Source organism: Bacillus sp. UNC322MFChir4.1 (assembly GCF_000746135.1).
Lineage (GTDB): Bacteria > Bacillota > Bacilli > Bacillales > Bacillaceae_G > Bacillus_A.
In genome coordinates this window covers 1-18450 of sequence record NZ_JQKQ01000016.1, presented here as the reverse complement: position 1 = coordinate 18450, position 18450 = coordinate 1, and the positions used below count along the sequence as shown (strand labels likewise).

19 protein-coding genes and 1 pseudogene are annotated in these 18450 nt (G+C 34.3%); 14 read left to right on the top strand and 6 right to left on the bottom strand.

What is annotated here, in order from left to right; translation table 11 throughout:
- Positions 1–22 precede the first annotated feature (22 nt).
- The 6 genes and pseudogenes from BR72_RS08965 to BR72_RS08940 form a co-directional block, all read left to right on the top strand.
- Positions 23–864: pseudogene (locus BR72_RS08965) on the top strand (hypothetical protein); the annotation flags it as partial.
- A gap of 268 nt (positions 865–1132) precedes the next feature.
- The gene (locus BR72_RS08960) at positions 1133–2185 is read left to right on the top strand and encodes a P1 family peptidase (RefSeq protein ID WP_035432148.1); all 1053 of its coding nucleotides are present in this window, start codon (positions 1133–1135) and stop codon (positions 2183–2185) included.
- Between the two features lie 35 nt (positions 2186–2220).
- Entirely contained in the window at positions 2221–2568 is a 348-nt protein-coding gene (locus tag BR72_RS08955) for an NIPSNAP family protein (protein ID WP_035432146.1), read from the top strand.
- 64 nt (positions 2569–2632) lie between these two features.
- Positions 2633–3103 (top strand): HIT family protein, encoded by a 471-nt coding sequence (locus BR72_RS08950; protein ID WP_035432144.1) that lies wholly within the window; start codon positions 2633–2635, stop codon positions 3101–3103.
- On the top strand, positions 3081–3920 hold the full coding sequence (locus BR72_RS08945) for a PP2C family serine/threonine-protein phosphatase (protein ID WP_035432142.1): 840 nt from the start codon (positions 3081–3083) through the stop codon (positions 3918–3920). The genes BR72_RS08950 and BR72_RS08945 overlap by 23 nt, the downstream gene beginning before the upstream one ends.
- A gap of 30 nt (positions 3921–3950) precedes the next feature.
- Positions 3951–4517, top strand: a complete 567-nt coding sequence (locus tag BR72_RS08940; RefSeq protein WP_035432140.1) for a GNAT family N-acetyltransferase — start codon at positions 3951–3953, stop codon at positions 4515–4517.
- Positions 4518–4628: 111 nt separating this feature from the next.
- Here BR72_RS08940 and BR72_RS08935 read toward each other — a convergent pair whose 3' ends face one another.
- From BR72_RS08935 to BR72_RS08920, 4 genes are all read right to left on the bottom strand, one after another.
- The gene (locus tag BR72_RS08935; protein WP_231559695.1) at positions 4629–5447 is read right to left on the bottom strand and encodes a sensor histidine kinase; all 819 of its coding nucleotides are present in this window, start codon (positions 5445–5447) and stop codon (positions 4629–4631) included.
- 167 nt (positions 5448–5614) lie between these two features.
- On the bottom strand, positions 5615–6418 hold the full coding sequence (locus BR72_RS08930) for an ABC transporter permease (protein WP_035432138.1): 804 nt from the start codon (positions 6416–6418) through the stop codon (positions 5615–5617).
- Positions 6411–7334: an ABC transporter ATP-binding protein gene (locus BR72_RS08925; protein ID WP_035432136.1), complete on the bottom strand. Its 924-nt coding sequence runs from the start codon at positions 7332–7334 to the stop codon at positions 6411–6413. The genes BR72_RS08930 and BR72_RS08925 overlap by 8 nt, the downstream gene beginning before the upstream one ends.
- A 162-nt stretch (positions 7335–7496) precedes the next feature.
- Positions 7497–8186, bottom strand: a complete 690-nt coding sequence (locus tag BR72_RS08920) for a response regulator transcription factor (RefSeq protein WP_035432132.1) — start codon at positions 8184–8186, stop codon at positions 7497–7499.
- 646 nt (positions 8187–8832) lie between these two features.
- Between BR72_RS08920 and BR72_RS08915 the strand changes: the two genes are divergently transcribed.
- The 3 genes from BR72_RS08915 to BR72_RS08910 all read left to right on the top strand — a co-directional run bounded on the left by BR72_RS08915 (position 8833) and on the right by BR72_RS08910 (position 12726).
- A complete protein-coding gene (locus tag BR72_RS08915) occupies positions 8833–10023 on the top strand; it encodes a DUF2515 domain-containing protein (protein ID WP_035432130.1) in 1191 nt (396 codons plus the stop codon).
- Positions 9989–10396 (top strand): CBO0543 family protein, encoded by a 408-nt coding sequence (locus BR72_RS27030; protein WP_081904836.1) that lies wholly within the window; start codon positions 9989–9991, stop codon positions 10394–10396. The genes BR72_RS08915 and BR72_RS27030 overlap by 35 nt, the downstream gene beginning before the upstream one ends.
- A gap of 497 nt (positions 10397–10893) precedes the next feature.
- On the top strand, positions 10894–12726 hold the full coding sequence (locus tag BR72_RS08910; RefSeq protein ID WP_081904835.1) for a GMC family oxidoreductase: 1833 nt from the start codon (positions 10894–10896) through the stop codon (positions 12724–12726).
- A gap of 391 nt (positions 12727–13117) precedes the next feature.
- Here the strand turns inward: BR72_RS08910 and BR72_RS08905 are convergent, their stop codons facing one another.
- Positions 13118–13843: an MBL fold metallo-hydrolase gene (locus BR72_RS08905; RefSeq protein WP_035432129.1), complete on the bottom strand. Its 726-nt coding sequence runs from the start codon at positions 13841–13843 to the stop codon at positions 13118–13120.
- 223 nt (positions 13844–14066) lie between these two features.
- Here BR72_RS08905 and BR72_RS08900 point away from each other — a divergent pair, with 223 nt between their 5' ends.
- The 5 genes from BR72_RS08900 to BR72_RS08880 all read left to right on the top strand — a co-directional run bounded on the left by BR72_RS08900 (position 14067) and on the right by BR72_RS08880 (position 18312).
- On the top strand, positions 14067–14873 hold the full coding sequence (locus BR72_RS08900; RefSeq protein WP_035432127.1) for a Cof-type HAD-IIB family hydrolase: 807 nt from the start codon (positions 14067–14069) through the stop codon (positions 14871–14873).
- A 228-nt stretch (positions 14874–15101) separates the two neighbouring features.
- Positions 15102–15773, top strand: a complete 672-nt coding sequence (locus tag BR72_RS08895; protein ID WP_231559694.1) for a TetR/AcrR family transcriptional regulator — start codon at positions 15102–15104, stop codon at positions 15771–15773.
- 13 nt (positions 15774–15786) lie between these two features.
- Entirely contained in the window at positions 15787–16671 is an 885-nt protein-coding gene (locus tag BR72_RS08890; protein ID WP_035432123.1) for an ABC transporter ATP-binding protein, read from the top strand.
- 6 nt (positions 16672–16677) lie between these two features.
- Positions 16678–17469, top strand: coding sequence for an ABC transporter permease subunit (locus tag BR72_RS08885; RefSeq protein WP_035432122.1), 792 nt, complete (start codon positions 16678–16680; stop codon positions 17467–17469).
- Between the two features lie 45 nt (positions 17470–17514).
- Positions 17515–18312, top strand: a complete 798-nt coding sequence (locus tag BR72_RS08880) for an ABC transporter permease subunit (protein ID WP_035432120.1) — start codon at positions 17515–17517, stop codon at positions 18310–18312.
- Between the two features lie 51 nt (positions 18313–18363).
- On the opposite strand, the gene BR72_RS27630 is transcribed toward BR72_RS08880, so the two are convergent.
- Positions 18364–18447 carry an IS3 family transposase gene (locus BR72_RS27630; protein WP_442852844.1) on the bottom strand — a complete coding sequence of 28 codons (84 nt, stop codon included), beginning with the start codon at positions 18445–18447 and terminating at the stop codon, positions 18364–18366.
- Positions 18448–18450: the final 3 nt, after the last annotated feature.

Genomic DNA, 18450 nt, shown 5'->3' with positions numbered 1-18450 from the left:
TATAAGGAGGAGGATTTTGTGAAAAAACTTATTTGTATTTGTATCAGTTTCTTTTCTGTATATTTATATGGCATAAACGGAGTAGGAGCAGCAAGTGTAATGGAGCCGAATTTTGAAGTAAAGCTACTATTAAAATCGGAACAAGTAATAAACGATAAAGGAAAATTAAACAAATCTGTACTAGAATATTTTCAAGCTAGTTCAAGTTCGGAAAAGATAAATGTACAATTTTTAGATACGAATAAAAAAGATTTATATGATGCCGGGTGGACAGCAAGGATCCGGAAGAAAGAGTCAGAACAAGACTTCGAACTAACATATAAGAAAAGATATCCAATTCAAAATGATGATATTCAAGAGGCATTAGTACTAGCAAAAAAGGAAGGCTTTGACCAAAAATCTAATAACTATGAAGCGCAAATTGATTGGGGATTTGAAAAGAAAACATTAAGCATTTCTAATAAAAAAAGTCGTCAAGCAAAAGGGTATGGTCTGCTTCAGTTACCAGGGGAAAAGGAAGCAAGGAAAATGATAATTGATAAGCTTCCAGACAAAATGAATAATTGGCTATATAAAAATTGGGCTGAAAATATATTGAATCAATCTCATATTTTTGGACCTGTGTTAGTTGATCGATATCAAGGGAAATATAATAAATTGAATACAGATATAGAAGTTTGGCCGCTAGATCATACCGGAAATAAAGAAGAGGATTATATTGTTGAGGTCTCTTTTAAAGTTGATAATGAAAAAACAGCTAGGAAACAAAGGGAATTATTTATTCAAGCTTTGCAAAAGCAAGGCTGGTTGTTACCGAAGGATAGTTTGAAAACAGAACTTATTTTGAAAGGAAAATCTATGTAGATTTATTGATCATCGTGAAGGGGATAAAATGATCCTAGCAATGTTGTTGTAGATGGAATTATCAGTTAATATCAAAAAAGAGGTTGTTGAATATAACGCTCAATAACCTCTTTTTTTGGTTTATCACGTATTAACAGGCAGTAAAATTCCGTCGTTAGAAGTTTTGCTCTATAAACAATTGAATTTTCCTAATTAGTGGAATAGAATGAAAATATTATATATTCTTCGTTACTAATATATAAAATACATATTATTTAAGGGGTCTACAATGCACAGAAAAAGACTAAGAGATTTAGATATTCATATCGGAAAATTAAAACCAGGAACATGTAATGCAATTACAGATGTAGAAGGTGTAATCGTCGGTCATAAAACGATTTTAGATAAGGATGTTTGTTCCGGACTTACTGTTATTCTACCTAACAATGGAAATCTTGCTGGATCGCATTTTTCAGCTGGATTTTATTCTTTTAATGGAACGGGTGAATTCACAGGAAGTCATTGGATTGATGAAACAGGTACTTTAGTAACTCCGATTGTTTTTACTGGCAGCCATTTACTTGGGTTAGCACATCATTTTCTTTCGCGTGCTACAAGAAGAATCGAAAATTTAGAACCTTTCTCAAATGGAATAGTAGCAGAGACGTGGGATGGATGGTTAAGTGATTTAGAAAAAACATCCATGACATACGAAGATTTAGAAGAAGCAATCCTTCATGCTAAATCTGGCGTAATCGAAGAAGGAAATGTTGGCGGCGGTACAGGAATGATTTGTTTTGAATTTAAAGGTGGTATCGGTACTTCTTCTCGTATTATTGAATGTGAATCTGGGACTTACACAGTTGGCGCTCTTGTACAAACCAATTTTGGTAGAAGAGAAGATTTTATTATGAATCATAAACCTGTTGGCAGTATATTAAATGAAATGGAAGTACCATTACCGTGGAGTACCCCGGAAAATGCAGGTTCTCTTCTCGTTACAGTAGCAACGGATGCACCGTTATTACCTTCACAATGCGAAAGAATATCAAAAAGAGCATCGTTAGCAATGGCTAAATTAGGTGGTATCGGGGAAGAAGGTAGCGGAGATTTCTTCCTGACTTTTTCAACGGGGAGTTGCTATTCTTACGATAATGAAACACCTTATCCTATCAATATGTTTCCATCAGAACAGTTAGATTTTATTTTTGAAGCGGCGATTGAATCTGTTCAAGAAGCAATTGTTAATTCTATGTGTATGGCAGAAACGATAACTGGACAAAAAGGGAGAAAAGTACATGCCTTGCCGTTAGAGCGGTTAGTAGAAATCTTAAAATCTTAAATTGGCAATGTATTATCATCGACAAGGGGGACTTTATGTTTTATAGACGCAAGTTTTATATTGTAAAAAGTGAGTTTGTCGAGATTTTTAACGCGCATTTTAATGAAACCAATTTACCGAATCAACTGAAATACGGTTCACGGCTAGTAGGTCGATGGATGAAGGATAATGCTGATGATACCGTAGAAATTTTCGCTATATGGGAATATGACAGTTACGAGGATTATGTAACAATTGAATCCAAAGTTAGAAGTGACGAGGCTCATCTTAAACGTATTGAAGACTGGTACGAAAAAAATGGCGGGAGAGACCATGTGTTAAAGGAATATATACTAGAAATGAGAAACGAAGCCTTAGAATCAACTGTAAAGGGTAATGTGTAACATATGAACAAGTAGTACCTTTAGATGTATACGTTTTTCTATTTTAAAAATTGGAGGTGCATGTATGTTTTCTCATGATCAAAACTGTTTTATTTGTCAGAAACACGAAGGAAGGATATCCGTACCAGGCGATGCCATTTATGAAGATGACTTTGTCTATGTTGGACATGTTTATTGGGAAGAAGAGGAAACATATTTAGGCTATCTGATGATAGATACGAAAAGACACACACCGGGTTTAGCGGAAATGAGTGATAAAGAAGCGCAAGCATTCGGGCTCATTGTTAGCAGAGTAAGCCGTGCCTTAAAAGAATGCGAAGGTGCGGAACATATTTATGCATTTGTATCTGGAAATGGTGTATCGCATATGCATATGCATATTATTCCGCGATATCCGAACACTCCGAAAGAATTTTGGTCTCCAACAAAAATTGCAACTTGGCCAGGAGCGCCTCTAGGAAGAGAAAAAGAAATCGAACAATTATGCGAAAGGATCAAAATGTATTTGGTGAATGAATATGAATATAACGGATAAAGTTCTGCAGTTTTCATGGGTAGGGAATGAAGAGATGTGTATCGATCAAGTGAAAATTGGTCAATGCGGCGATGTAATCATCGGGAGATATGGCGGAAACAAAACCGCTGGTGCTAAAAAAAACGAAGACGGAGCATTAGTATGGGCACATAACGACTGGGAACTCGCTATGATTTTAGATGCTCATTATAGCGCGGAAAGTACAGCACTACTAGTAAAAACGATGCAAAATGAGTTTTTTAATTTAAAAGACTTGTTAGATGAACCGATAGAAACGGTATTTAAATCTGTGGAAAGACATATATTATCTATTTTTTCATCTGAATCATTTCAACAATCTTGTCAGCGGATAAAAGGAGAGACGGCATGTTTAATTTGTGTACGAAAAGCAAATTACCTCTGGTGGTTATCCGTTGGTGACTGTTTAGTATATCTTCTGCATGATGAATTACATAAATTAGGTCAGTACACTTTGAATCAACGAAACTTCTATGAATGGATTGGCTTTATCAATACATTTTCATTACCAGTTCCTTGTTATTCATCTGGAGTTCGAGAGTTGCGAACAGGGCATAATCGTATTGTAATGGTAACAGATGGTCTATTAGAATGCGGGGAACAATATTACGAAAAACCATTCAATTTATATACAGATCTCTATGCAGATAAAGAGAACATACAACTAGCTAATTGTATCGAAAAAGTATTACAGCATGTACATCAGCAGCATGGAAGAGATAGTGCGACGATTATAAGTTGGGATTATATAAATTCTTTACCATCTACTTATCCAAGCGATCAAATATTTCAAAAGTAAAGTTTAATACTTATAAAGAAGGGGAGTAACATGGATCTTGAAATAGCTTTTGAAGAATTTCCGATTTTGGAATCTACGAATTTAGTATTAAAGAAGATTGAAGATGTTCATTTACAGGACGTATATGCAATCTATAGTAACGATAAAGTATTTGAATACTGTGGAATTATCCCGAAACATAATTTGAAGACGGTAAGTAAAATGATTCAACACTTTGAGAGAGACTATAACAAACAAAGTAGAATTAAGTGGGGGATTTTTCAAAAGAATAATAGTGATACATTAGTTGGAATTATTGAAGCGATGGATTTTAATCGAAAGGTAAATATGGTCACAATCGGATACTTTTTAGCGGAAGAATACTGGGGGAAAGGGATTGCATCTGAAGCAGTTCATGCAGTTGTAAAGTTTTTATTCGAGGATGTCCATATAAATAGAATACAAGCTGAGGTTATGCTAGCAAATGACATATCAAAGAAGGTACTTTTAAAGAACGGATTCACAAAAGAAGGAGTATTAAGACAAGCTACTTTATGGTCTGGGAAGGGAATTGTTGATTTAGAAATATATAGTGTTCTTCAAGAAGATTATAAATGATATAAACAAATTTATAATACCTCGGCAAAACAAGTAAAAGATCTTCGTTAATGAAGATCTTTTTTTACATTAAATAACAACAATATAAAGTTTCACTTTATAAATTACCGTTTAATCTTGAACTTTCCACCTACATATCATATGAAGTCGCCCTTCTTTTAATTCTGCATGAAGAGACCCATTCATTTTTAGCATCAGAGTTTTCGCAATAGATAAACCTAATCCAGTCCCTTTTTCAGATCGGTGATGGTTGATCGTATAAAATCGGTCAAAAAGCAAAGGTATGTCTTGTTGACTTACATTTGCAACGTCATTACTAATCATGAATATGACTGATGAAGTTTCCCTTTTTAGGGTGATTGATATATTTCCACTAGCATGATTAAGTGCATTGTTAATAAGATTTTCCATGACACGTTTAATTGCCGATTCATCAGCCATTATTTGTATTTCCTCGCGCTGTATACAAATCGTTGGTTCCATTTTCTTCTTGTTAAATTGATCATAAAAACCAACTAAGAGCTCCCATGTTAAATGGTTCATTTTTACTAATTGAGGGCTTAAGTGATAATCATTAGAATCTATGAAAGACAGTTCGAAAAAATCATTTATTAAAGTTTGTAAACGTTTCGTTTTATTTTTTACAATAGCTAAATAATGTTCTCTTTCTTCCGTGGTAATTCCACGCAATTCTAAAAATTGAATATACCCTATAATGGACGTAAGTGGCGTTCTTAAATCATGGGATATGTTAGAGATAGCTTGTTTTAATTCATTTTCGGTACGTGCTTTATCAATGTTTGCTTGTGCTATATGTTCAATTAAATGATTGATTTCAAAAGCAAGTTCTTCAATATTCTTATCTATTAGTTGTATATCTAATTTATGGTTGCTTCTTTGATTAGCATAGTTTTTAAGTGTACTTGTCATACTCCGTAACTCTTTTTTTATTAAAAATAAACGTGTGAGAAAAATTACTGCCAGTATGATAGATAGAATCGTTATAAAAAGCATTATGAAAAGCAATTTTCCTCACCTACTACCTTAATTATTTTATCCCGCATTAACGTGCAGTAAGCCCCCCACTGATGGAAATTTCACTTTATTTCTTTCTTTTTGAAGGCTATACTTCCTAAAAGAAAAAATACGAGAGCCGTACCGATTGCAGTTAGGATAGATTTCATTATATTAATGCTTGAATTTCCTATTTCATACAGTTGGTAGAATACTGTATATTGATATAATTTGCTTACAATGGAAAAAGATTGTCCTAAAAGTAAACTACCAAAATAAACAAATAATATAACCCCTATTGAAATAATAATAGCTTTACCGCTCTCTTCCACTACAATTGCAACAAACAAGATAATGGAAGAAAATGCAATGAGTTGTAAAAGATATAAACAAACCGTTTTCATGATATAAATGAATATAGAATGGTCGGATACTTTCCAAAAACCAAATAGTATAGTAGAACCTACTGTAGCAATAGTTGGCCAAATGCAGCAAATAATAGTGATACCCAAGGCATAGGTAATGAATTTTGCAATAAATATTTGCATCCTGTTATTTCCACTTAAAGCAGTGTTCTTCATTACTCCTGTTGCATAATCATTAGAGATGAAAAAACCCGCCAACGTACTCATAATTAGTGTTAGAGAGAACGGATTCTGAAACAGTGTTATCATTAATATTTCTGATCCAGAAGTTTTAAGTGCGGGCCCCTTATCTGGTCCACCTATAAAAAGCCCCTTGCCAATGATAAGGTAGATGATTCCTTTTGAGGCCAAATACAATAAGGTTGTATAGCCGATCCCTCCTATAGAGAGTAAAACAATTAGTGTCCAAAATACCTTATTTCTTCTTAGTTTAAACAACTCTGCTTGGATTAAATTATTCACGATCCTCACCACCAATTAACTTTGTAAAGTAATTTTCTAATGTGTCACCCATTAGAGCAAATTGTTCAATGGTAAGGCCGTTCATTGATAAAACTTTAGATACTTTTGCTGAAGTATCTATATGTTCATACAACTTAATTGTATCATCTGGCATGACTTCAAAATTTGTTGTTTCAAGCTTTGATTCAATGATTACGGCAGCTTGCTGGGGGCTATCAACCTTAATATGAATATATTTTCTACACTTGTCGATCATTTCCCTGGATGATAGTTGTTCTAACAATTTCCCTTTGTGAATAATGCCATAATGAGTAGCTAATTGATGGAGCTCATTCAAAATGTGACTAGAAATTAAAATGGTTAGTCCTTTTTCTTTATTTAGTCTTTTTAGAAGTTCCCTAAGTTCAATAATACCAGTTGGATCTAATCCATTGGTTGGTTCATCTAAAATTAAAAACTCTGGCTCACCAAGTAAGGCTATAGCTAAACCTAGTCGTTGTTTCATACCTAAGGAAAAGTTTTTAGTCTTTTTCTTTCCAGTATGTTGGAGGCCAACCAATTCCAGTGTCTTCTTTATACACTCTTTTCCAGGAATGCCCTTTTGCAAGCGGTGTACCTCTAAATTTTGAAACGCAGTCATTTGTGGATAGAGGGCAGGAGATTCAATGATGGCTCCTACACGTTTTAGCGCTTTCGTCATTTCTTTCTGATCACTGATCCCAAATAATTCTACTGTTCCATTTGTGGGAAAGGAAAGCCCCGTTGCTAAACGAAGGAATGTTGATTTACCGGCGCCATTTTGTCCAATAAATCCATAAATTTCACCTTTTCTAACGGTAAGATTGACATCTTTAATGGCAAAATCCCCCTGATATTTTTTAGAAAGATTACGAGTCTTTAACACAAACTCATTCATAGCGTAATGTACCGCCTTTCTTATAGGATAATTCTAGTAGCCTTTCTTATAGGATAATTCTAGTATAGGGAGGAACACATAAGAAATAATAAAGAAATCCCTTAAGAAAGACTTAAGTTTTTTATGACAAAGACAGATGTATGTTTAAGTGAAAATCCAACTTTATTTCAATCGATATCCCATCCCCCAAATCGTTTCAATATATTCTCCATCTGGATTAGCCTCCAGTAGTTTCTTTCTTAAATGACTCAAATGAACATTAATCGCATTGTCATCCCCTAAAAATTCCTCTCCCCATACATTTTCAAATAGGTTCATTTTTGTAAAGACCTTTTTAGGATAGGACATGAGGAGTTCTAAAATGGCATATTCTTTAGCTGTTAAAGAGAGTAATGAATGATTAACATATACAGTCTTCGTATCCATGTCTAAATAAATATCTTTATATTGTAAACGGTTAGTGAACATAGGTTCTTTTAAACGATTGTATCTTCGTAAGTGTGAGTCAATTCTTGCAGAAACCTCTTCAATATCAAAAGGCTTAGTGATAAAATCGTCGGCTCCCCCTCGTAAAGCTGATATTTTTGTTTGTAGCTCTCCTTTAGCTGAAATAATAATTACAGGTGTTTGCTTTGTATCACTTATTTTTTCTAATATCCTTTCCCCATCCATACCTGGGAGCATTAAATCCAAGAGTATTAATTGCCAATCTTGTTTTTCAATATAAATAACTGCTTCAGTTCCGGAGAAAACAGGTTGGGGGGAATATCCATTTTTCCTAATAATATTGCATAGTAATTGATTAATCTCATTGTCATCTTCAACTACTAAAATATGTGTTTTTTTAGCCATACCTTCACCCCTTTAGTTGGTGGAATATCTTTTTATCTGCCCTTACATATCTAAAGATTCTCTCTTTCAACCTTTATCCCGCATTAACGGACAGTAAGACCCCCACCTCAAGATTGAGAGAGAAGCGAAGAAGATAGGTGGAGGATAACTGTCCGTAAAAGCCCAATTGGTTCAACTAATAATCAGTGGGGGATGAAGAACCCCCCACTGATTAAAGTTTCACTTTATAATATTGACTCTTTTTCCATTCGCTGAATAAACCTCTGCAACTATATATTGTCTCCTGGTAATCGTATCACTTAAATAAATAAATTTTCTTTCGCCACTCCTTTCACATCCGGATTTTCTTTTGCATATTCTTCACATACCTAACTTTGGATTTATAAAATATAACACCTAAGAAAATTCAGAAAAGTAAAAAATGCCCTCTTACAGATATACTACCGAAGAGGGTGTTTTTTATCAAACTTTATTTCAAAGCTACATGAAACAAACAGCAAACCCCAAAATAATCTTATCCTCAGGGCGTGAATTACATTTTATTCCATTAACTTAATAGCGATAATAATAAGAAACAATCATCATTTATTCTCCACGTTTGTAATAAAATGATACAAGAACATTCATGTTAACGGGAGGAAGAGGAATGCACCAAAATGATCGGAAAAAGAAAGGGAACGACCTTTCCAAAATAATTACGCATTCTCTTTTAGATGTAAAAAATGAATTAAAGAAAAAATGCGAAAACAAACAGCTTCCCGTTAAAACATGGAAGTTAACAGAAGAAGAAACAATGCTAATTCATAAAATTAAAGAACAAACAAGTGGGCACAACAAAAATAACGTGACGCGAACGCACGCTTATTATCGTTTTTACCTTCGATGCCCAGAAATACAATGGGCATTGCTTGGACATATGGTATCGCGTAATGGCGGTTGGAATATGACCGATTTAAAAGGGGAGTTATATACTAGACTATTGTCAGAGAAAGATCAACTCACCTTCTTTTCTTTTTTAGAACGAGGTAACTGGTTAATCTTCCAGGATGTATATCCGCAATTTTTGTTGTACGAACAAAGTGTAAAAAGATCAAAAAATTTATTCTATCTTCTACCCTTTTTTCATGTATCAACGTTTATGGAAACGATATGGAACTATTTTTGGAGAACAGGTGACCGCTATACATTAGCCATTGCCACCGTTATTAATGAACAAAGCTATTTAGAAAAAAGGGTTATTCAAAATGAACATTTTAAAAAGACTGTACTGAATAGTATTGTATTCAAACTTTACGATTTTTTCCGCTTTAATCATATCCTCTTTCCATTTTATAAAGATGAGACTAAACAAAAAACACTACTATTCGGTGATACGATGAAACATTTTACCTCTCTCCATGAACGAATTCTACTTGGAAAACGATTATACTCACTATTATTTCGCCGCGAGAACATCTTACAAAGGGTAATAAACTGGACTCATGATCATCCACATACTGGCTCAAGAAAAGACTACTGGCCGCATTTGTTTTATGATGTAAACGAATCATTCTCTCGTGCCTTTTATGAGCGCCGAATAAAAAACTGCCAATTAAGAAAAGGTGCGAATCGCTTATATAGCCCACGATTAATATATGCATGGAAAGACCTTAATCATGAAGAAGCGGAAAGTGAAGACTGGTTTGAAGACTGGCGCATTATGGATTATTTAATCGATAAGGGAGAAAGTACAGATGGAAAGATTTATAACGAATACTGCAAAACGCTTGAAAAAATTGAGCTTGCCATCTTGGTCAAAAAAAATGTCTTGCTCCGAGAAGAAGCAGGGGAGGAATAACCTGAAAGCTATTGTAGCCACGATCATTGTCTCTTGTTTAATCGGAACATATTTAGACTTACTATTTGTCCATAAACAAATGTATGCCTTTCCAGTGAGACCCTTCCCGCATATATTTACAATTAATATCGCATTTACGTTATTCATATTACCTACTTCTACTGCTCTTTTTGTGTGGATCATGAAAATGTTACCTACATATTCAAAAATCGTATTTATCATTTTGATTGGCCTTTGTATGAGTATTTCTGAACGATTTGCGGAACGGCTAGGATGGTTTACTCATAGTGAAGCTTGGCAACATTCTTATTCCTTTTTTGGATACATGGTTTTCCTACTTTTTATATGGAAGTTTTATCGTTGGTTTCAATAACAGGAAATTGCGTTAAAGAGATATAAAAAATAAACAAAAAGATTGTTCGGAATCCTGTATTGAAATTTAAATAAGATTTATCATATCTGGCGAGAAGACCCCTACCTCAAGCGTGCAACGGTAGGTGGGGGTAGTTCAATTTCAATAACGCGCATTATGTTGATTTTACATGTATAAAGGATACATAAAAAAACGCTGATTTTTTATCATCAGCGTTTTTTTATATAATTTTTCAGCATATCCGACACACAACCTGAACACTGAAAGCCGCGCCACTGCAGCGATATATAAAATCCTGCATATTTCAGAATGTCCGAGAATCAGAAAAATCCTTGATACAAAAGGATTTTTGAAAGTAAATAATTTTAATAATGATATATTATGTTAACTGAAAATGTATAGAACTTATATTTTTGGATAAATAAAGACAATAGCACAAGAAAACATGCTCTTTTTACATTTAATATACTAAATACAAAAAAGGAGCTTGATTATTCATGCCATTAAAAAATAGAGGCTTCTTTATTCCTGTGGCATTTCCTATTCAGATTCCAGAACTCATTCCAGAACTCATTCCAGAACTCATTCCAGAACCTATTCCAGAACCTATACAACCAACCGAGCAGACCGGATTTGATTATATCGTGATTGGTGCCGGAACTGCCGGAGGAGTAATCGCCAAAGAATTAACGGATGACAAAAGTACTTCTGTATTAGTGCTTGATGCAGGAGCAAATATGACGAATGAGCTAAGCAGTGCTTCCATTACAGATGCAATTCATTTGGCCAGCGATAATAAGTTTACATTTAATGTTACTTCTAATCTAGAGAAGATCATTGAACGCCCGCTTTTTTCACAAAATGGTCGAGGAATTGGGGGAAGCTCAAATATTAATAACATGTATGCAGTGCGCGGGAGTAAAGAACTTTATGATAAATGGGGAGAACTTGTTGGTGATCAATGGAGTTACGACAAGATTCGTTCCTTATTTATGAAAAATGAGACCTATATAGGGGGAACACAATGCTCTAACGAGAGGGGAACGGAAGGTCCTATTTTTGTTAGACAGCAACTTATTCCTCCTCATGGGCTGATAGAAACCTTGACTAACGCAACCGCAAAGGTTTTGGGTATCGACATTGTTGAGGACTATAATACAGGTGTAAGAGATTGTACATTTTACAAATCACAATATACCCAACAGGAAAAAAATAGTCAATTTGTTCGTTCATCGACAGCAACAGGATATTTAAATGACAATATTGTTAGTCAAGGAGACCCGTTTCGTCCAGATGGGTTTGGAGTTGATGGAAGAAAGTTGGTTATTTTAGCTGAAACAACTGTTAATAAAATCTTATTTAAAGAAATTCAGGGACTGAACATTGCGGTTGGTGTTGAATTTGTCAAGAACGGTATTTCACAAAGAAGGTTTGCAAGAAAAGGCGTTATCGTCTCTGCAGGATTTTCTTCCTCAGTCATTCTACAACGTTCAGGAATCGGCAGATCGTGCGATTTGGCTAAAGCAGGTATATCAACATTAATAGAGAGTCCAAATGTGGGTTACAATCTACAAACTCATGCTTATGTTGGACTGGGAGTTAGAGTGGAGACATCTCAACTTGTATCGATATTATCGGCTGATCCTGACCAGCCTATTGCCCTAGGTGCTTTTAAAGCAGAGAATTCAGCGAGTCTGGAGGGTCGTCGTCTCCAAATGTTAGGGGCCCCCGTACCTTTATTTCTTCCTATTCAAGAGGTGATCAGTAATGGTTGGAATTTTGATGGATCCAGTGATACCAATATCATGAGTTTCGGCATTTTAGATCTTAACCCGAAAAGTAAGGGTACGATTATGGCAGCACATAGCAATCTTGAAGCTCCTCCATCGCTTACTTTCAATCCGTTGCAAAATCGTGATGATCTAGATTTTCTTGTAGATCAATATATCAATACTTACAATATTATTCAGCATGCTCGAACTCTTAATAACGGCATAGGTGAGGTTATATACCCTCCGGAAAATATCTTCAAGACAGGCACACGAAAGCAACTTGAGAATTATGTTAGGGCGTCTTATTCGAACTTCTTTCATTTTGGAGGGCAATGTAAGATGGGAAGGACGATTCAAGAAGGAGTAGTAGATGGATTCCTCAACGTCTTTGGTACAAAAAATCTTAAAGTTGCTGATCTTTCCGTTTCGCCTATTTTACCAGATGGAAACACTTCCATCGCTGCTCAGATGATTGGTTTAAATGCGGTACGATTTATCCGTGAGGATCCTCACCCTTACGTAGTAGATGATAAAGAATTTGAGGATTATCAGGAATAGCACACACATTTTAATGTTTTTATACGCTAAGAGATTCTCAAAATTCGATGTTAGAGGGAGAAGGAACAATCGTGCCATAAAGTGCAAAATAACTTACAGAAAATGCAGTAATGAATTTTCGATATTCCATAAGATACACAAGGATTAGTGATAAAGGCCCATGGAGGCATGACAGGATTTGTAGTACAAGATCTGATATAACTGTTCCTAAACGGTCTTTATGTTTTGTGGTGTAACAGGATTATGAATCGTAGCAAAAGAAAAGGAAGTTTAAATGAAAAGCGAACGCCTCTTTAGTTGAATCTTAAAGAGGCGTTCGCTATATAAAACATTTATTTTACTAATTTTTTAAGTATAATAAGTCACACATCTTATACTTAATTATCGAGTTTTATATCTCAACTTGCTCTACAAGATTATGAATTTGTTCTTTTGGAGTATTCATACATACGCCTCCGTGATAACAAATGACCGATTCGATATCAAAATTTAAATATTTTTGCAGAGAAGCAAGGGCTGTATTCATGTCTAACGTTGTTCTCTGAACAGGTCCTTGTAAAGAACCGTCTGTACATATCATCGCATCACCAGCAACAAGAGTTTTGCTTTTCTTTACATACAGGCTAACATGTCCCGGAGTATGTCCTGGTGTATGAATCACTTGAATGCCTCCGCAATACGGAAGTTCTTGTCCATCTTCTAAAATCTGATTTACATTACATTTAGGAGGGTTCGTATATAACAATTGCATTTCTTTCGGAAGAGATGCCCATGCTTCTTTATCCATACGCTCAGGGTCTGTTTTTATAAGTGGGAATTTTCCCTCGATATATGGTTTATCAAGCTCGTGTGCATACACATCAATTTGCTTAGAGGATGCTTGTAGTATTTCTGGAAGGCTTCCGATATGGTCTATATCTTGATGTGTTACAATGACTGCCTTTAATTTTTCAAAAGGAACTCCTAGATTATTCATTGCAGTACGTATATGTTCTAACTGACCAGGCATACCGGTATCAATCAAAACAGCTTCTTCATCATTCCAGATAAGTGTAGGATGTAAGACGAAACCTTGTATGTTTAATTCAAGTGCAGCAACTCCATTTGAAATCTTCATTGATTAAGCCTCCTTAGGAAATGTGTTTGTATAGTAGTTAACTACTACATATGATAATTTACCACGCCTTACGATTCTGATCAACAAATAAAATAATAATCATAACATAAATAAAATTTTTTGTCAAGTTTTTGTTTGTTTTTATGATTAAGTTTAAACAAAGAGGATTTCCGAACTATATATAGAATATGAAAAAGATATTTTCAAACAAGGAGATGCTCACATGGACCTTATATCGAATGTTAAAGGAATTGTTTTAGACTTAGATGGTACACTACTAAATTCACAAAAAGAAATTTCTAATAGAAACTTACAAGCTATCCTCGAATGTTATAGACAAGGAATAACTGTTATTTTCGCGACTGCAAGACCCCCGCGTTCAGTAAAAGACTTTCTTCCTTGGGAACTTCAAGAAATGGGACCGATTGTGTATTACAACGGCGCTTTAATCATTGATTATACATCAGAGTACAGACAACATTATCCAGTTGAATCAGCTATCAAAAATGAAATTATTGAATATGTAATTACTCATCATTCAGGTGCTTGTCTTTCTATCGAATCTGAAGATACATGGTATAGCAACAAGACGCTAGATTATAGTAAAGCTATGAATGCAATTGTAAATCCAATTGTAGTTTCGTTAGATGAATTGAAAGAAATTAAAGCTTCGAAATTATTAATCACACAATATCCATATTACGAAAAATTACAAAAGCAATTTGAACATAAAGTAAACACTGTATGTACTGATTCGGGAACTTTAATTCAAATTATGGCCAAAGGTGTTTCTAAAAAACAAGCTATAATGGATCTTTGTGTTCAAATTCAGTTAAATATAAACAACATAATGGCATTTGGTGATGATTGGAACGATTTAGATCTTTTCCACGCCTGCGGTTTCCCAATCGCTATGGAAAATGCAATACCTGAACTAAAAGAAATTGCATATTTCGTTACAAAGTCCAATGATGAAGACGGAGTAGCACAAGTATTAGAAAGGTTAATTTGTACCGGCAATAATGCTTAATATGATTAAACTTTTTATAAAAGAAGAATGAAATTAAAAATACTAAGAGTGTGTGTGAAGCAGTTTTTTTAAACACGCTCTTTTTTTGTTCATTCATTAAGGTTATGAGTATAAATTTGATTAAATACTATTTTAAAACTACAAATTCGAAAAATTCATTTTTTTGTAAAAATACAACTTGAACACTATTGACCGCTGTGGTCAATAGGGGTACAATGTGATTGACTGATGTGGTCAATTGCAATTTTTAGAATGAAAGAAAAGAGGGTTTCTCCAATGTATTCAAAATTTTTGAACCTGGATCAGGACAAACAAGACCGCATAATAAATGCAGCGATGAAGGAATTTGCCCAGAAAGGATATGATAAGGCGTCGACTAATGAAATCGTTAAAGAAGCGGGGATATCAAAGGGTTTATTATTCCATTATTTTCAAAATAAAAAACAATTATATATATTCTTATATGAACATATGATCGATACTCTACTGAAAAAAATAACAGAAAAGATAAATTGGGATGAAAAAGACATTTTTGCCCGCTATCGACAAATCTCATTGCTGAAAATCGAAATATATAAAATTTATCCAGAAATGTTGAACTTTGCTAAGTCGGCTTATACAGATTCTTCCTCCGCAATAAAAATTGATATAAACTGCAAGGCGAAAGAAATACTCGAACGATCCTATAATCAATTATTTTCTGATATTGACTTTTCTAAATTTAAAAAAGGAATTGATATAAAAAAGGCGATCAACATTATTAATTGGACAATAGAAGGGTTCGCCTATCAAGTGCAAGAAAAAGCATTGTCACTATCCTTGGATCAAATCGATATCGAGGGGACAATGGCCGAAATGGAAGAATACTTAGAAATACTAAGAATTTCTTTATATGAGTAAGGAGGTATTAAAAATGAACGTAATAGAAATTAAAAATCTAACTAAAACTTATGGCAAGGTAAGAGGAATATCCGATATTAGTTTTAATGTTGAACAAGGTGAAATTTTCGGTTTTATTGGGCCTAATGGTGCCGGGAAGTCAACAACGATTCGTACATTATTATCGATTATTTACCCCACAAGTGGCAGCGCCACAATTTTTGGGAAAGACTGTATTCAATTTGCTCCAGAAATAAAAAAGGAAATTGGCTATTTACCATCAGAAATTTTTTATTATGACAATATGAAAGTAAAGGACCTTTTAAAATACTCAGCCAGCTTTTATAAAAAGGATTGCAGTAAGAGAATCAAAGAGTTAGCAGAAATTATGGATTTGGATTTAAATAAAAAAATTGATGACCTTTCTTTAGGAAACAAAAAGAAGGTTGGGATTGTTCAAGGGCTACTCCATGAACCTAAACTTATTATTTTAGATGAACCGACGAGCGGGCTCGATCCATTAATGCAGCAAAAATTCTTTGAACTATTAGAGGAAGAGAATAAAAAAGGTGCTACGATTTTATTTTCGTCGCACATCCTCAGTGAGGTTCAAAGATTATGTAATCGTGTTGCCATTATTAAAGAAGGTAAAATCGTAACGGTAGAAAAGATTAGCACGTTACAAGAAAATAACTATAAAAAATTTAAAATTGAGACGAAATCAGCTCTAGACAAGAATTACTTCCAAATCGACGGGGTCAATAAATTAGAAGTTAACAATAACGTAACCAGCTTTATATTTAAAGGAAATATCAATACGGTGATGAAAAAAATCGCTGAAATTGAAATTGCGAATCTGTGGATCGAAGAACCGGACCTTGAGGAGATCTTTATACATTATTACGAAAAGGAGGCTTAAGAAACGATGAATATCTTTATGCATGAATTGAAGGCTTATCGAAAATCTACGATTATATGGTCGCTATCGTTAATTGTGATCATCGCTATTTATATGTCGATGTACTCTTCATTTGCTAAGGATGCAGAGGATTTCATGAAAATATTAGAAAATTATCCAGAGGCGATAAGAAATGCACTTGGGTTTAATCAAGAAAATTTCTTTACGATTCTAGGGTTCTATAGCTTCCCATTATCATTTATTACTCTTTGCGCAGCAATCCAGGCCATGAATCTCGGTATTTCCATTGTTAACAAGGAAGTACGTGAAAAAACAGCGGATTTTTTGCTAACGAAGCCTGTTACTCGTACTAAAATTTTGACAGCAAAGTTATTGGCAGCGCTAGTTTCGATTGTCATGACGAATATCGTTTATTTCGCTGCAGCTAGCTTTATAGCATTACAAGTTAAGACTGATGATTTTAGCTTGAAAATTTTCTTTTTGCTTTCGCTTACAATTTTTTTCACGCAGCTAATATTCCTTTCTTTAGGAATTATCATTTCCGTTATGGTCCAAAAAATCAAATCTGTGTTGACCGTCTCGCTTGCTACTGTCTTTGCTTTTTATTTTGTGGGAATGTTCAGTGATAGTGATGAAGTAAAACGTTATTTTTCACCGTTTAAATATTTCGACACTTCCTATATCATTAAACATTCTAGCTATGAAGCAACATTTTTAATTGTTGGTGCAGTTATTATTATTCTTGCCATTGCGACTAGTTATGTTGTCTATATCAAGAAGGATATCCATTCTGTTTAAGAATGATAGCTTTACTTACGGAAAGCTAAATGGAGGGGTTCGGTCATGAATATATTTATAAAAGAATTGAAATCTCATCGGAAATCGCTCATATTTTGGAGCATCGGTGTCTTCCTAATGGTGGCATCAGGAATGACTAAATATGAAGCGTATTCGTCATCGGGCCAATCGATAAATGATTTGATGGCAGATATTCCAAAGTCGCTGCGGGCTGTATTAGGTTTTAGTGATTTAGACTTAACGAAGGCCAGCGGTTACTATGGTATGCTTTTTCTCTATTTATTATTAATGGCAACTATTCATGCGGTAATGATCGGAGCAACCATAATTGCCAAAGAAGAACGGGATAAAACATCTGAGTTTTTATTCGTAAAACCAGTATCTAGAAGTAAAGTTATTACAGCAAAGTTAATGGCAGCATTCACAAATATCGTGATCTTTAATCTCGTAACATTCGTTTCTTCCATTGTCCTTTTAGGGAAATATAGCAATGGTGAAGAGGTTAATAGTGAAATCGCCATCTTAATGGCGGCAATGTTTATTTTGCAGGTCTTGTTCATGGTTATTGGCAGCGCACTCGCTGCTGTAAAAAAGAAACCAAAAACGGCTGCATCAGTATCTACTGGAATCCTATTACTTATGTATATGTTATCAATCATTATCGACTTAAATGAGAACATTAAAGGCTTAAGATATTTTACACCCTTTAAATATTTCGAAGCGAAAAATGTCATGTATGGCGGTGGTTTAGATGTGATTTTTGTAGTAATTTCACTAGTATTGATTCTATCACTTTTGATCGTAACCTATGTTTATTATAAAAAAAGAGACTTGAATGTTTAGTAAAAAGACCGTAACTGGTCTTATCCCTGTCAAGTAGACAATATAAAAAAACTATGCAGCTAGCGCGTGTCTAAACTCAATCGGCGCACGCTGATTGAGTTTAGATTGAAATCGTTGATAATTATAATAGTAAATATA

Bases quoted from the DNA above. Each gene is read 5' to 3' on its own strand.
- BR72_RS08915 (WP_035432130.1), top strand. From the start codon at position 8,833: ATGCACCAAAATGATCGGAAAAAGAAAGGGAACGACCTTTCCAAAATA.
- BR72_RS08920 (WP_035432132.1), bottom strand. From the start codon at position 8,186: ATGGCTAAAAAAACACATATTTTAGTAGTTGAAGATGACAATGAGATT.
- BR72_RS08900 (WP_035432127.1), top strand. From the start codon at position 14,067: ATGGACCTTATATCGAATGTTAAAGGAATTGTTTTAGACTTAGATGGT.
- BR72_RS27030 (WP_081904836.1), top strand. From the start codon at position 9,989: ATGTCTTGCTCCGAGAAGAAGCAGGGGAGGAATAACCTGAAAGCTATT.
- BR72_RS08950 (WP_035432144.1), top strand. From the start codon at position 2,633: ATGTTTTCTCATGATCAAAACTGTTTTATTTGTCAGAAACACGAAGGA.
- BR72_RS08880 (WP_035432120.1), top strand. From the start codon at position 17,515: ATGAATATATTTATAAAAGAATTGAAATCTCATCGGAAATCGCTCATA.
- BR72_RS08910 (WP_081904835.1), top strand. From the start codon at position 10,894: ATGCCATTAAAAAATAGAGGCTTCTTTATTCCTGTGGCATTTCCTATT.
- BR72_RS08905 (WP_035432129.1), bottom strand. From the start codon at position 13,843: ATGAAGATTTCAAATGGAGTTGCTGCACTTGAATTAAACATACAAGGT.
- BR72_RS08890 (WP_035432123.1), top strand. From the start codon at position 15,787: ATGAACGTAATAGAAATTAAAAATCTAACTAAAACTTATGGCAAGGTA.
- BR72_RS08925 (WP_035432136.1), bottom strand. From the start codon at position 7,334: ATGAATGAGTTTGTGTTAAAGACTCGTAATCTTTCTAAAAAATATCAG.
- BR72_RS08895 (WP_231559694.1), top strand. From the start codon at position 15,102: ATGTGGTCAATTGCAATTTTTAGAATGAAAGAAAAGAGGGTTTCTCCA.
- BR72_RS08940 (WP_035432140.1), top strand. From the start codon at position 3,951: ATGGATCTTGAAATAGCTTTTGAAGAATTTCCGATTTTGGAATCTACG.
- BR72_RS08945 (WP_035432142.1), top strand. From the start codon at position 3,081: ATGAATATGAATATAACGGATAAAGTTCTGCAGTTTTCATGGGTAGGG.
- BR72_RS08955 (WP_035432146.1), top strand. From the start codon at position 2,221: ATGTTTTATAGACGCAAGTTTTATATTGTAAAAAGTGAGTTTGTCGAG.
- BR72_RS08935 (WP_231559695.1), bottom strand. From the start codon at position 5,447: ATGACAAGTACACTTAAAAACTATGCTAATCAAAGAAGCAACCATAAA.
- BR72_RS08885 (WP_035432122.1), top strand. From the start codon at position 16,678: ATGAATATCTTTATGCATGAATTGAAGGCTTATCGAAAATCTACGATT.
- BR72_RS08960 (WP_035432148.1), top strand. From the start codon at position 1,133: ATGCACAGAAAAAGACTAAGAGATTTAGATATTCATATCGGAAAATTA.